At 72.2% G+C, this 12,935-nt stretch carries 12 protein-coding genes; 6 read left to right on the top strand and 6 right to left on the bottom strand.

Features of this window, described 5'->3' with window-relative positions; translation table 11 throughout:
- Nucleotides 1–114: 114 nt before the first annotated feature.
- Nucleotides 115–1,314 carry a hypothetical protein gene (locus tag ACIQ6R_RS25625; RefSeq protein ID WP_404223664.1) on the top strand — a complete coding sequence of 400 codons (1,200 nt, stop codon included), beginning with the start codon at nt 115–117 and terminating at the stop codon, nt 1,312–1,314.
- A gap of 24 nt (nt 1,315–1,338) precedes the next feature.
- On the opposite strand, the gene ACIQ6R_RS25620 is transcribed toward ACIQ6R_RS25625, so the two are convergent.
- Nucleotides 1,339–3,813 carry an alpha-L-arabinofuranosidase C-terminal domain-containing protein gene (locus ACIQ6R_RS25620; RefSeq protein ID WP_404223662.1) on the bottom strand — a complete coding sequence of 825 codons (2,475 nt, stop codon included), beginning with the start codon at nt 3,811–3,813 and terminating at the stop codon, nt 1,339–1,341.
- Nucleotides 3,814–3,952: 139 nt separating this feature from the next.
- Here ACIQ6R_RS25620 and ACIQ6R_RS25615 point away from each other — a divergent pair, with 139 nt between their 5' ends.
- Nucleotides 3,953–4,429: a DUF6314 family protein gene (locus ACIQ6R_RS25615; protein WP_404223660.1), complete on the top strand. Its 477-nt coding sequence runs from the start codon at nt 3,953–3,955 to the stop codon at nt 4,427–4,429.
- On the opposite strand, the gene ACIQ6R_RS25610 is transcribed toward ACIQ6R_RS25615, so the two are convergent.
- Together ACIQ6R_RS25610 and ACIQ6R_RS25605 are read right to left on the bottom strand one after the other, a co-directional pair.
- Nucleotides 4,426–5,004, bottom strand: coding sequence for a histidine phosphatase family protein (locus ACIQ6R_RS25610; RefSeq protein WP_404179629.1), 579 nt, complete (start codon nt 5,002–5,004; stop codon nt 4,426–4,428). The two genes, ACIQ6R_RS25615 and ACIQ6R_RS25610, sit on opposite strands and share 4 nt — an antisense overlap.
- A 228-nt stretch (nt 5,005–5,232) precedes the next feature.
- Entirely contained in the window at nt 5,233–6,708 is a 1,476-nt protein-coding gene (locus ACIQ6R_RS25605) for a PLP-dependent aminotransferase family protein (protein ID WP_404223657.1), read from the bottom strand.
- On the opposite strand from ACIQ6R_RS25605, the gene ACIQ6R_RS25600 reads away from it, so the two are divergent.
- On the top strand, nt 6,707–7,663 hold the full coding sequence (locus ACIQ6R_RS25600; RefSeq protein ID WP_404223656.1) for a DMT family transporter: 957 nt from the start codon (nt 6,707–6,709) through the stop codon (nt 7,661–7,663). The genes ACIQ6R_RS25605 and ACIQ6R_RS25600 overlap by 2 nt on opposite strands.
- A 38-nt stretch (nt 7,664–7,701) precedes the next feature.
- Nucleotides 7,702–7,896 (top strand): DUF1918 domain-containing protein, encoded by a 195-nt coding sequence (locus tag ACIQ6R_RS25595; RefSeq protein WP_404179638.1) that lies wholly within the window; start codon nt 7,702–7,704, stop codon nt 7,894–7,896.
- Between the two features lie 12 nt (nt 7,897–7,908).
- On the opposite strand, the gene ACIQ6R_RS25590 is transcribed toward ACIQ6R_RS25595, so the two are convergent.
- Nucleotides 7,909–9,198, bottom strand: coding sequence for a glycoside hydrolase family 10 protein (locus ACIQ6R_RS25590; RefSeq protein ID WP_404223653.1), 1,290 nt, complete (start codon nt 9,196–9,198; stop codon nt 7,909–7,911).
- 178 nt (nt 9,199–9,376) lie between these two features.
- On the opposite strand from ACIQ6R_RS25590, the gene ACIQ6R_RS25585 reads away from it, so the two are divergent.
- Nucleotides 9,377–10,249 carry a 3-hydroxybutyryl-CoA dehydrogenase gene (locus ACIQ6R_RS25585; protein WP_307852130.1) on the top strand — a complete coding sequence of 291 codons (873 nt, stop codon included), beginning with the start codon at nt 9,377–9,379 and terminating at the stop codon, nt 10,247–10,249.
- 182 nt (nt 10,250–10,431) lie between these two features.
- Nucleotides 10,432–10,689: a hypothetical protein gene (locus ACIQ6R_RS25580; RefSeq protein WP_404179644.1), complete on the top strand. Its 258-nt coding sequence runs from the start codon at nt 10,432–10,434 to the stop codon at nt 10,687–10,689.
- Here the strand turns inward: ACIQ6R_RS25580 and ACIQ6R_RS25575 are convergent, their stop codons facing one another.
- Together ACIQ6R_RS25575 and ACIQ6R_RS25570 are read right to left on the bottom strand one after the other, a co-directional pair.
- Nucleotides 10,690–11,217 carry an NUDIX hydrolase gene (locus ACIQ6R_RS25575; RefSeq protein ID WP_404223651.1) on the bottom strand — a complete coding sequence of 176 codons (528 nt, stop codon included), beginning with the start codon at nt 11,215–11,217 and terminating at the stop codon, nt 10,690–10,692. It abuts the gene before it with no gap.
- A gap of 118 nt (nt 11,218–11,335) precedes the next feature.
- Entirely contained in the window at nt 11,336–12,676 is a 1,341-nt protein-coding gene (locus ACIQ6R_RS25570; protein WP_404223649.1) for a transcriptional regulator, read from the bottom strand.
- Between the last annotated feature and the right edge of the window lie 259 nt (nt 12,677–12,935).

Here is a 12,935-nt window from a genome sequence, read left to right as displayed (position 1 = left end):
CCGGGAGGGGTGCCGGGGAGACGTGCCGGGTAGGGGTGCCCGTCACGCCACCGGTGAGCGTCCGGGAGAATCGGCGGGCTGCCGACCGATCACCAGAGTGCACCGGAGGACCCCGTGGCCGTCGACCTCGTCGACTTCGCCGAAGCCGACGGCGAGCGGCCGCCCGCTCCCGTCCCCGTGGACTGGGCCGCCGTCGAGGAGTGGCTCGGGGTTCCGCTGCCGGGTGAGTACAAACGGCTCGCCGACCGGTACGGGCCGCTGGACTTCGGCGAATTCGTCTGGATCCACGTGCCCTGCGTGGAGGACGGCCGGTTCGACTACGGCGAGTGGCTGCGCGAGACGCACCGCGAGGCGCGGATCGACCTGCGGGACCTGCCGCAGGAGGAGCGGTTCGCGGTCCACCCCGAGCCGGGCGGGCTCCTGGCCTGGGGATGCACCCGGGGCTCCGACGTCCTCTTCTGGGACACGTCCGTCTCCAGCGACCCGGACGAGTGGACCGTGGTCGTGCGGCACCAGGGCCCGGTGCCGGGCAGTGGGCTGCGGGACTGGCACACGTACGACCTCACGCTCACCGAGTACCTGCGGCACGCGGTCCGCGAAGGCTGGGAGCCGCCTTCTCCGCCCGGCCCGCTGATGGGCCCGTTGCCCGGCGGCATCGCCCGGACCGCCTTCCTGCGGACGGCCGCTCCCTGGACGCCGCCCGAGCCCGTCCCTCCCCGGCTGACCGACGAGGACCGGCGCGTCGCGCTGGAGACCGGCACCGGCCTGGACGCCCTTCGCCTGCTGTCGCCACCGCCCGAGCGCCCGTATCTCGGTGGCGGCACATGGGAGGGACTGTTCGCCGAACTGGGCACCCGGCTGCCGGGCGAGTACACGCGGCTGATGGACGCCTACGGCGCCGGCTGCTGGAGCGAGTGGCTGCGCTTCCTGACGCCCCTGCGGACCGGCGAGCGGCGCTTCGTCACCCATGTCGAGACGGTCCTCGACGCGTACCGGACCCACAAGGACGACCACCCCGAGTGGTACCCCCTCGCACCCTGGCCCGAGCCGGGCGGTTTCCTCCCCTTCGCCAACTCCATCGACGCCGACCACCTCGGCTGGCTCACCGAGGGCGACGACCCCGACGCCTGGCCCCTTGTGGTGTGGCCGCGCCACGCCCCTCAGGGTGCGCCACTGGAGGGCGGTCTGGTCGACACGCTCGTCGCCTGGCAGCGCGGCGAACTCGCCGCCACCGGGCTGGCCGGTCTGGACGAGGAGGACGACCCGCTGGAGTTCGCCGGGTTCGAGGCCTGGGACGACCGCGCGTACTGGTGAGGCCGCCCCAGGCCGGTCCGTCGGCTACCGCTGCCTGATCCGCAGGAACGTCACCGAGTTCGCCGGGAAGGTGTACGTGAACTCGCCCGCCACTCCCGAGAAGGTCGACCGCACCGGGGTGACCGGCGTGTCCGTCTCGGTGTTGACCGCGTCCGGGTCGGCGGCCAGCGTGGTGACGCGGGCCTTGGAGGCGACCTTGGCGCCGCCGAGGTCGACGGCGGTGCGAGCGGCCGTGTCCTGGGCGTTGACGACCTTGACGATCAGCTCGCCGGTCCGCGCGTCCTCGGTGACGATCTGGCGGAACGGCTCGGCCGGCTTGTCGTCGGTGAAGCTGCCCCACTCCTCGCCGTCGAGGTAGAGGGTGACCTGGCGGCCCCGCACCTTGATGTCGATGTCGTAGGCGCGGCCCGTCTCGATCGAGCCGGCCTTGGACAGGAGCGTCGACTTGCCGCCGTCCGAGGCCTGTTCGACGGCGGACTGGGTGTTGTTCCAGCCGCCCAGGTTCCACCAGTAGTAGTTGCCGGTGTCCTTGACGCCGAAGGCGACGAGGAAGCCCTCCTTGCCGGACTTCTTGGTGGCCTTCACGTGCAGGTCGTAGTCCTTCCACGCCGGGTCGCCCGCCGTGACCAGGGTGTTCTCGGCGGCGGCGTCGGTCTGGACGTACTGGCCGTCCTGGACGGTCCAGCTGCCGGCGCCCGAGTGGGTCCACTGCGAGGCGTTACCGGAGAAGTCGTCGGTCAGGAGGGTCTTCCCGTCGGCCGCCGTCACCCGCACGTCGTCGTAGGCCGCGCTGGTCGCCCAGGTCGACAGGCCCACGGCGCCGGTGATGGGGCCGCTGACGGTCGGTGTGCCGGTCGCCGTGGACGGGACGACACGGTCGCCGGTGTTGTTCATGAAGAGCTTCTGGACCTCGTAGTTGGCCGAGTTCCAGGACGCGTGGTTGTTGAACCAGATCATGTCCGGGCTCCACTGCACGTAGTCCTCGTTGGCGAGCAGCGGGGCGTAGGAGGCGAGCTTGACGATGTCCGCGTTGCGTTCCAGGCCGGTCATGAACGCGGCCTCGGACAGCGCGTTCTTCCAGGCGTTGCCCTGGGAGGCGTACTCGCCGAGGAAGACCTTCGGGCCGCCGCGGTCGTACGAGTCGTAGCGGTCGTTGTTCTGGAGGAACCACTGCGGACTGTTGTAGTAGTGCTCGTCGACCATGTCGACGCCGGCCTCGCGGTTCAGCTGCCAGGCGGTGTCGAAGGTGGTGCCGGAGTCGTCCGGGCCGGAGTTGGAGACGACGGTGATGTCCGGGTACTTCGCTTCGATGGCGGTGCGGAACCGCGTGAAGCGGGCCATGAACTCCCGGGGGAGGTTCTCCTCGTTGCCGACACCGATGTGGGTGAGGCGGAAGGGCTTCGGGTGGCCCATCTCGGCGCGCTTGGCTCCCCACTCGCTGGTGCGGGGGCCGTTGGCGAACTCGATGAGGTCCAGGGTGTCCTGGATGTGCCGCTTCAGCAGCGCGTCGTCGTCGGTGGCCTGGTTCTGACCGCAGCCGGTGACCAGGGCGGGCACGACGGGCAGCGGCATGGCGCCGATGTCCTCGGCGAAACGGAAGTACTCGTAGTAGCCGAGGCCGTAGCTCTGGTTGTAGCCCCAGAAGTTGGCGTTGGTGGCGCGCTCCTCGACCGGGCCGATGGTGTCCTTCCACTGGTAGCTGCGCTCGCGCTGCCAGCCGCTCGCCTCGCTGTAGTCCTCCATGGAGCCGGTGTTGACCAGGCAGCCGCCGGGGAAGCGCAGGAAGCCGGGGTCGAGGGCCTCGATCTTCTCGGCCAGGTCCTTGCGCAAGCCGTTGGGCTGCTGCTTGTAGGTGTCGCGGGGGAAGAGGGACACCATGTCGAGGGCGGCGGGGGCGGTGGTGGCGACGGCGAGGCGGCCGCGGTTGCTGGTGCGGGTCGCCGTGAAGGTGGCGGTGTACTTGCGCCACTTCCCCTTCGCGGCGACCTGGCGGACCTTCGCGAGCGTGCCCGCGGCGTCCCGGAGGGTGACGGTGAGGGTGGTGCCGCTCTCGGCGCGGGCCCACACGGAGAAGTCGTACCTCTCGCCCTTCTCCACCCTGACGCCGGTGTTGTAGCCGGCGTTGGCGACGGACGAACCGGCTCCCAGGGAGAGGTAGTTGCGGTTGCGCTCGTTGAGGCGGCCGTCGTCGTTCACGACCCGCGCCTCGCCCTCGGCCGCCCAGGAGGTGAGCGGGGTGTACGAGGCGTTGTCGGCGGTGGAGTACTCGAAGGACCGGTTCTGCACGAGTTCGGCGTACAGGCCGCCGTCGGCGGCCCGGTTGATGTCCTCGTAGAAGACGCCGTACATCGTGTCGTCGATCGCGGCGCCCGCGGCGGACGGGTCGACGGTGATCGCGTAGTCGGTGACGGCCTCCGCGTGCGCCGGGGACGGCAGCAGGGCGGAAGCCGTCAGGAGGGCGGTGACGCTGAGACCGAGTCTCCAGCGGGTGCGTGACATGGATACTCCGCGGCTCTCACTAGGTCGTTCGAAATATCGGACGTTGGTCAGCACTTCGAACGGCAAGATAGGGAGGGGGCGGAGGCGCGTCAATGGGTCGCGCGGCAACCAGTGGGCCGGGGGCTGAAAGCGGGTGGAAATGGGCGGGTTGTGGCCGGTGCCGGATGTGCTGGCGTATCTCGCCGGCCGGTGGCGCACCCGCCGGTCGGTGCGGGATCTGGCGAGCGGCGCGGAGGGCCGCTTCGAGGGGACCACGGCCTTCGACGCGCTCGCGGGCGGCGGGCTGCTGAGCCGGGAGTGCGGGGCCTTCACCTGGCAGGGGGTGGCCCGCCCCGCCGAGCGGACGCTGCGGTACGAACCGGGGGCCGCGCCGGGCACCGCCGACGTGCGTTTCGCGGACGGCAGGCCCTTCCACGGCCTGGACCTGACCTCGGGGCACCACGTCGCCGACCATCCGTGCGCCGCCGACCTCTACCGCGGCGAGTTCACCGTCCGGGACGGGAACCACTGGCGGACCGTGTGGCGCGTGGGTGGCCCGGCGAAGGACCTGCTGCTCACCACGGACTACACCCGGGAAGCGCTGGACACCCAGGGGCCGCCCAACGACAGGCCCTAGGCGGGCGCGCCTTCGAAGCGGAGGTTCCAGCGGCCCGCGCGGCCCGTGACGGTGGTCGTCGACAGGGGGCGGACGTCCAGGTTCCAGTACGTCGCGGGCGGCGCCTTCAACGCGTACACCAGCGCGGCCCGGATCACGGACGGCTCGGCCACGGCGACGATGCGGTCGCCGTCCCCGCCGGGACGGGTGTCGAGCCAGCCGCCGACCCGGGTGATGAAGGCCAGCAGCGTCTCCCCGCCGTGCGGGGCGGTGCGCGGGTCGGCGAGCCAGGCGTCCACGGCCGCCGGCTCCCGGGCCATGGCCTCGCCGAGGGTCAGCCCGCGCCAGCGGCCCATGTCGCACTCCCGCAGGGCGAGTTGCACCAGCGGCGCGAAGCCGATGGCGTCCCCGGTGGCACGGCTGCGGGGCGTGGGCGAGCAGTACCGCAACTCGGACGCCGCGAGTGGCAGCAGATCACCGGCGGCGCGCAGCACCTCGTCCCAGCCGGCCTGGTCCAGCGGCCGGTCGTCGTCGAAGCGCTCCGCGAGCAGCGGTGAGCTGCGTGCGGCCGCGACAAACGTGACCCGAAGCGCCATGCGGTGATGGTGCTGCGCGCAGGTACGCAGGTCAAGAGGTGTTCCTGTGAGTTACCCAGGGTGCGCCACGGCTCACCGGCCGAAGGCGAGCGTCATCCACTGGTCGGGATGCCCGGCAGCAGGTACGCGCGCACGGCCGCGACCAGCGCCGTACCGAGGCCCACGACGCGTACCGCGGGGGCGACCCACACGTCGCACCGCCAGGCGAAGGCCGCCCGCGTCGACCCTTCACGGACGTTCGCCGCGCACCTCCGCGCAGGCCGTGCGCAGGCGCCGCACCCCTTCCGCGATCTCTCCGACGCCCCCGACCGCCGCGAAACTGAGCCGGAGATGGGCGGCCGGGGGTTCGGCGCTGAAGTACGGGCGGCCCGGGGTGATCGCGACGCCCGCCCGCAGGGCCGCCGAGGTGAGCGCCGACTCTCCCCCGGAGCCGAAAGCCTGGGAGGTGCCCCCAGTACCGTCGGGCAGGCGCAGCCACAGGTGGTAGCCGCCGGAGGGGATGTGCGGCAGGGACGCCTCGGGCAGGTGCAGGCGCAGTGCGGACGTCATCGCGTCCCTGCGGGCCTTCAACTCCGCCGAGACCGCGCGCAGATGGCGGGGCCACGCGGGGGAGCCGACGAGTTCCAGCGCCGCCTCCTGGAGGGGGCGGGGCACGAAGAAGGTGTCGACGACCTGGATGGCCCGCAGCCGCTCCAGCACCGGTCCGCGCGCGGCCAGGGCGCTGACCCGGAAGCTGGGCGAGGTCGCCTTGGTCAGCGAGCAGACGTGGACGACGACGCCGTCCGGGTCGTCGGCGGCGAGCGGGGCGGGCAGCGGCCCCGAGTCCTCGTGCACCAGCCGCCGTACGAAGTCGTCCTCGACGACGAAGGCGCCGGCCGCGCGGGCGATGCGCAGCACCTCACCGCGCCGCTCGGGGGCGAGCACGGCACCGGTCGGGTTCTGGAACAAGGGCTGGCAGACGAAGACGCGGGCACCGGTCGCCCGGAAGGCGTCGGCGAGCAGGGCGGGGCGCACACCGTCCGCGTCCACGGGGACCGGCACCGGGCGCAGGCCGGCCGCCCGCGCGATGGCCAGCATGCCGGGGTAAGTCGGGGACTCGACGAGGACGGGGGTGCCGGGCGGGGCGAGGGCGCGCAGGGCGGTGGTGAGCGCGGACTGGCCGCCCGAGGTGATCAGCACCTCCGCCGCCGTGATGGCCCCGCCGATGCTGCGCGCGAACCACTCCCGCAGTTCCGGCAGCCCTTCCATCGGCGGCCTGCCCCACGCACCGGGCCGCCGCCCGGCCCGGGACAGGGCCGCCGCCATCGCCCGCTCCGGCTGGAGCGACGGGTGCAGATAGCCGCCGTTGAACTCCACGACGCCGGGCGGCGGCGCGGCCAGCGAGACCAGGACTCCGGAAGCGTCCACCGAGCGCGGTACGAGGTCGGCGGCACCGTCGGCGCTGAGCGCGACCTCCTGCCACGAGGTGTCCCCGGAGGGCGCGGCCGACTCGCGTTGCCGGGCACGGAAGGCCCCGGCGCCGGGCCGGGTGACCACCAGCCCTTCGGCGGACAGCTGCGCCAGAGCGCGGGAGACGGTCACCGGGCTCACCCGGAACCGGTCGACGAGGGCCCGGCTGGACGGGAGCTTTCCGCCGGGTGAGTAGCGGTCGAGTTCCCGCCGCAACTGGTCGGCCAGTTCAGCGACACTGCTACGCTCGTGCATGAGAGCACAGAGTAGCGCTACTGGATCGACGGCGATAGCGGTCGGCGGCCCGGCCACCACAGCCGGCACCGGCTCGCCGGGCGGCGGGTCGTCCGGCACCGGCTCGCTCGGCACCCTGCAGGCCGCCCTCGGTGTCGTCGCCTTCTCCCTCACCTTCCCCGCCACCGCATGGGGTCTGGAGGGCTTCGGCCCCTGGTCCCTGATCGCCGTGCGCAGCATCCTCGCCGCGGTGATCGCGGGTGGCTGTCTGCTCATGCTGCGGGTGGCGCTGCCCGAGCGGCGGCACTGGTTCGGGCTCGCGGTGGTGGGTGGTGGCGTCGTCCTCGGCTTCCCGCTGCTGACCACGCTCGCGCTGCAGACCTCGACCACCGCACACGCCGCCGTCGTGGTCGGCCTGCTTCCGCTGACCACCGCGCTGCTGTCCGCGCTGCGTCTCGGCACCCGCCCCTCGCGCACCTTCTGGATCGCGGCCCTGGCGGGTGCGGCGGCCGTACTCGCCTTCACGGTGCGGCAGAGCGGCGGCGCCCTGACCACGGCCGACGCCTGTCTCTTCGCGGCGTTGCTGGTGTGCGCGGCCGGTTACACCGAGGGCGGCCGGCTGGCCCGGGTGATGCCGGGCTGGCAGGTCATCGGCTGGGCGCTGGTGCTGTGCGTGCCGCTGACCGTGCCGATGGCCGCCGTGGCCCTGTCCTTCGAGCCGGTGCACCTGACGGCGCACAGCGTGACCGGGTTGCTGTGGGTGGCGGCGGGCTCGCAGTTCCTGGGCCTGGTCGTCTGGTACCGGGGCATGGCCGCCATCGGCATCCCCAAGGCCAGCCAGTTGCAACTGGCCCAGCCGCTGCTCACACTGGTGTGGTCGGTACTTCTCCTGGGTGAGCACCTGACGGTGGCCGCTCCGCTGACGGCCGCGGCGGTACTCGTGTGCATCGCGGTCACCCAGCGGGCCCGGGGGTAGGGCCTGCCCTGCGGCACACAGGTGAGGAGGCCTCACGCATGCGAGCAACCAAGGGCGACCAGCTGATCCAGCACGGCCGGGTTGTCGGTGAGCACGACAAGGTCGCGGAAATCGTCGAAGTCATGGGCGAGGAGGGCGCACCCCCGTACCGGGTCCGGTTCGAGGACGGGCACGAGGCGGTGTGCTCGCCCGGCCCCGATTCCGAGATCCGGCACAGGGAGATCCAGCTCTAGCCGGCGCCGGCCCTACCCGTTGTGGCGGGAGGTGCCGGCCGCCCGCGCGTAGTGGTCGGCACTCACCCGCGCCATCGCCCCGATCCGGTCGTCCGCCACCTCCTTCGCGGAGAAGAAGACGTGCCCGCGCACCTCGGGGTGCTGCTGGGCCAGCGCGAGGTGCCGGGACAGCTCGGCGGGGTCCTGCCACGCGGCGGGCTGCGCCGGGTCGCCGGCCTTGTACAGGGCCTCACCGGCGTACAGCTGCGTCCGGCTGCCCTTGGCCACCTCCGCCCACCAGGGCAGCAGCTTCGCGTAGTCGGCGGCGTCCAGGCCGATGTTCCAGTACAGCTGCGGCACGATGTAGTCGAGCCAGCCCTCGCGCACCCACTTGCGGGTGTCCGCGTGCAGGTCGTCGTAGGTCTGCACGCCCGCCCTGGTGTCCGAGCCCTTCGCGTCGGTGGCCGCGTTGCGCCACACCCCGAACGGGCTGACGCCGAAGCGGGCGGCCGGCCGGACCTTCCTGACCCGTTCCGCGGTCTCGCGCACCAGCAGGTCGATGTTCTCCCGCCGCCAGGCGGCCTTGGTGGCGAAGCCGCTGCCGAAGGTGCTGTAGGTGCCGCCGTCGTCGAAGCTCTGGCCCGCCACCGGGTAGGGGTAGAAGTAGTCGTCGAAGTGGACACCGTCCACGGCGTACTTCTCCACCGCGTCCATCATCGCGTCCTGGACGAACGCCCGGACCTCGGGCAGCCCCGGGTTGTAGTACAGCTTCCCGCCGTACGGCACCACCCACGCGGGGTTCCTGCGCCCGGGGTGCGAGGGCACCAGGCGGGCCGGGTCGTCGTGCGTGGCGACGCGGTACGGATTGAACCAGGCGTGCAGCTCCAGGCCGCGGGCGTGGGCCTCCTGCACGGCGGTGCCCAGCGGGTCCCAGCCCGGGTCGCGGCCCTGGCTGCCGGAGAGGTACTCCGACCACGGCTCGTACGCCGACGGCCACAGCGCGTCGGCCGTCGGACGCACCTGGAAGATCACCGTGTTGAGGCGGTGCCGGACCGCGTTGTCGAGGTGCTCGATCAGTTCCGCGCGCTGCTCCGCCGCGCGCAGCCCCGCGCGGGTGGGCCAGTCGCGGTTGGCCACCGTGGCCAGCCACATGCCCCGCATCCCGGTGACGGCACGGCGGGCGGGAGGCCCCGCCGCGGGGCCTCCCGGGGCTGTCGGCGGGGTCGGTGCGCCCGACGGGATCGGCGCCGCCGACGCCCGGGGCGCCATGGTGAACGCCGACAACGCCGCCACCGTGAAGGCACGACGCGAGACACGGCCCATGGGAAGACCTCCTGAACGCTTCGGATCCGCACGGTCACGGATCGTGAGGGGGAACCCAGCATGCCCGACCCGGGAGACGGATCCGTGACCATTCGGGGGTAACGTGCTCGATCGGAGCAGGCACCGGGGACCCCGGTACGCCTGCTGCCACAGCCGTGAAGTCAGCGAAAGGGACGATGTGACCGGCATCTCGGGAGATATCACACGCGTCGGCGTGGTGGGCTGCGGTCAGATGGGGGCGGGCATCGCCGAGGTGTGCGCCCGCTCCGGTCTGGAGGTGATGGTCGCCGAGACCACCGGCGAGGCCCTGGAGATCGGCCGCACCCGGCTGTACAACTCGCTGAGCAAGGCGGCCGAGCGCGGCAAGATCACCGAGGAGGAGCGGGACGCGACGCAGGCGCGCCTGAGCTTCACCACCGATCTCGGCGAGTTCGCCGACCGTGATCTGGTGATCGAGGCCGTCGTCGAGAACGAGCAGGTCAAGACCGAGATCTTCCAGGTGCTCGACCAGGTCGTGACCCGGCCGGACGCGATCCTGGCCTCCAACACCTCCTCGATCCCGCTGGTGAAGCTGGCGGTCGCCACCTCGCGGCCCGACCACGTCATCGGCATCCACTTCTTCAATCCGGCCCCGGTGCAGCAGCTGGTCGAGCTGATCCCGGCGCTCACCACCTCCGAGGGCACGCTCAGCCGGGCGCAGCTGTTCACCGAGAAGGTGCTCGGCAAGCACTCCATCCGCGCCCAGGACCGCTCCGGCTTCGTGGTCAACGCGCTGCTGATCCCGTACCTGCTCTCCGCGATCCGGATGTTCGAGTCGGGCATCGCCAGCCGCGAGGACATCGACAACGGCATGGAGATGGGCTGCGCCCACCCGATGGGCCCGCTGAAGCTGTCCGACCTGATCGGCCTGGACACGGTCTCCTCGGTCGCGTACTCGATGTACGAGGAGTACAAGGAGCCGCTGTACGCCGCTCCCCCGCTGCTCCAGCGCATGGTCGACGCGGGCCGGCTCGGCCGCAAGAGCGGCTCGGGCTTCTACTCGTACGGCTGACACGAAGAGTGACGATCCGTGGGCCCGGCACCTGACGAGGTGCCGGGCCCACGGCATTCACACGGCGTGTGCGCATCGGGCCCGCATATGCCGCTCGCACACTCTCCCCATGCGCCCACCAGGCGGGTTGACTCACCATGCACATGCAAGGGACGTGAGACGACTACGGAAAGGAGCGGTTCGTGACCGCCGATCCCGAGCATTCCGTCCATCAAGGAGAACTCGCGGAGTTACGGCGCCGGCTCGATGTGGCGTACGCCCGCGTCGAGGGCGGGCTGGCCCTGCTCGCCCATCGCACCGAGGAGAGCGCCAAGGAGCTGGAAGAGCTGAACGCCCGGCTCACCGCCCTGGAGCACGCCCGCTGGCCTCTTCCCTCGGTCGCGGTCCTCACCGCCCTGGGTGCCCTGGTCGTGGCGGTGTGGCAGGCCCTCGGGCACTAGCTAGGACCGGAGATGGTGCAGCAGGAGTAACGCGGCCGCCATATTGGCGGCCGGGACCTCCCCACGGGCGACCATGTCGGGAACGAGCTTGAGGGGGACCCATTCCCGGCGGTCCGACTCGAAGTCGTCCACGGGGTGTCCGACGTACGCGCCCTCGTCGGCCCAGTAGATGTGGTGCCGGGCGTCGGTGAGGCCGTTGGACGGCTCCACGCTCATGAGGTGGCGCAGCGGTCCCGGCCGCCAGCCGGTCTCCTCCTCCAGTTCCCTGGCCGCGGCCACCGCCACGTCCTCACCGTCCTCGACGACACCCGCCGCGAGTTCCCAGCCCCAGCTGTCGGTGATGAAACGGTGCCGCCACAGCAGAAGGACCTCGCCCGCCGCGTTCACGACCGTGGCCACGGCCACGGGGCGCATCCGTATGAGGAAGTGGTCGAGATGCCGGCCGTCCGGCAGCCCGACATCGGCGAGATTGACGCTGAACCAGCGGTTCGAGTACACGGTTTGTTCGTTCTCTTTCGTCCACTGCACTGTTCTGCCACCTTTCCTGGAGTAGGTGGCAATATCGCAGCCCTGGCGTCCCGGTAGCAGGCGCACGGTGGCCGCACACGGCGCAGCGGCGGGCGCGGGGTGCCCGGGGACCTGGCGGTCACAGGGGTACGCGCAGCGCCCCGTCGATGAGTTCGGCGGCCTCCGCGGTGCCCGCGCAACCGCTGCGCACCAGGTGCTCGCGGACCGCGCGGAGTCTGTCGCGCAGGCGCTGGGACTCCATACCGCGGGCCTGTTCGGCCATCTGCACCGCGGTCGCCACCGCCTTGTCGGCGTTGCCCTGGCGCAGTTCGATCGTGCTGAGCATGGCGAGCCGGTGCACGCGGCCCCGGTCGTGCGCGGGGTTGTCGACGGCCGCCGCGGCGTGCTCCCCCGCCGCCGCCAGATCACCGAGGCTCAGCAACGCCTCCGCCACCTGGACGTTGACCAGGCCGGGCTGGACATAGCCGGTCTCGTCGGGTTCGTATCCGCGCCGGATGCGCTCGGCGGCCTGCTCGGCCCGCCGGATGCAGGACAGCGCGCTGGTGCCGTCGCCGAGGTGGGCGTACGCCTTCGCCTGCATCGCGTACAGGTCGGAGGCGAGGGCCGGGGTGATGTGCCGTCCGGCGGTGCGCAGGGCGGCCTCGGCGAAGGCGACGGCCTGCCGGTTCTCCCGCATGAACAGCGCCTGGTTGACCAGCAGGGCGATGACGTAGGCGCCGAGCCCCCGGTCCCCGCTGGCCTTCGCGAGCCGCAGAGCCTGGTGGAAGTAGCGCTGCGCGAGGCCGTGCGCGTCGGAGTCGTACGCGCAGATACCGGCGACGGCGACCAGGCCGCCGGTGGCCCGGTGGAGCTGGCGGCCGGTGGCGTCCGTGTAGCCGCCGCGCAGCAGCGGGGCGGCCTCGGAGTTGAGGAACCCGACGATGCGGGCGCGGGTCGCCACGCCGCCGGCCTTGCGGTACATCTGCTCGTAGTGGGCACGGGCGCAGCGCAGCGTCTCCAGGTCGCCCGCGGTGACCCGGTGCCGGCCGCCCCGGGAGACGTCCACGTCCTCGGGCGGGTTCTCCCACTCCCACACCGGCATCACGGCGGGCGTGCCGGTGAGCGCGGGCGCGCCGAGGATGTGCGGGCGCTGCTGCTGGTCGGAGCGCCACAGGGCGGTCGCGCGCTCCACGAACCCGGACAGTGAACCGGTGTGCGGGGCGGCCGGCTCACCGGGTACGCCGAGGCCGATGTCGTCGAGGGTGACGGGGCGGTGCAGTCGGGACGCGAGGACCTCGCAGATCAGGTCGGGCACCTGACCGCGCGGTCGCTGCCCCTTCAACCACCGTGCGACGGCGGTGTGTTCGTACCTCAGCGCGAGCCCGCGCGCTCTCCCCGCCTGGTTGACGTGCGCGGCCAGTCCCGCGTGCGAGACCCCGGCCTCGTCGAGGATCGCGTCGAGCAGGGTGTTGGGCTGCATGGGTGCCCCCCGGTGACTCGGTGCCGACAGCGTAGTGCGTCGGACTTCACACGGGGTGTGATCGGAGTACGCGCATCCGCACCGTGTGCACGCTGTCGCGGAGAGTTCCGGGCCGGTTGACTTGACTCCCTCGAAAGAGGCCGGCCGGGCCGCCGGCTCCCCCTCGTACAGTGCGGCGGCCCGTTTCCACGCCGTCCGCCCGGCTGCCTGCCCGACACTCCGTGGCGGGGCGGACGGCTCCGCCGGCTTCGCGGGGCGA

Source organism: Streptomyces sp. NPDC096048, assembly GCF_044763415.1.
Classification (GTDB): Bacteria; Actinomycetota; Actinomycetes; order Streptomycetales; family Streptomycetaceae; genus Streptomyces.
The sequence above is the reverse complement of the archived record's forward strand: the minus strand, read 5'-3'. Positions and strand labels throughout refer to the sequence as shown.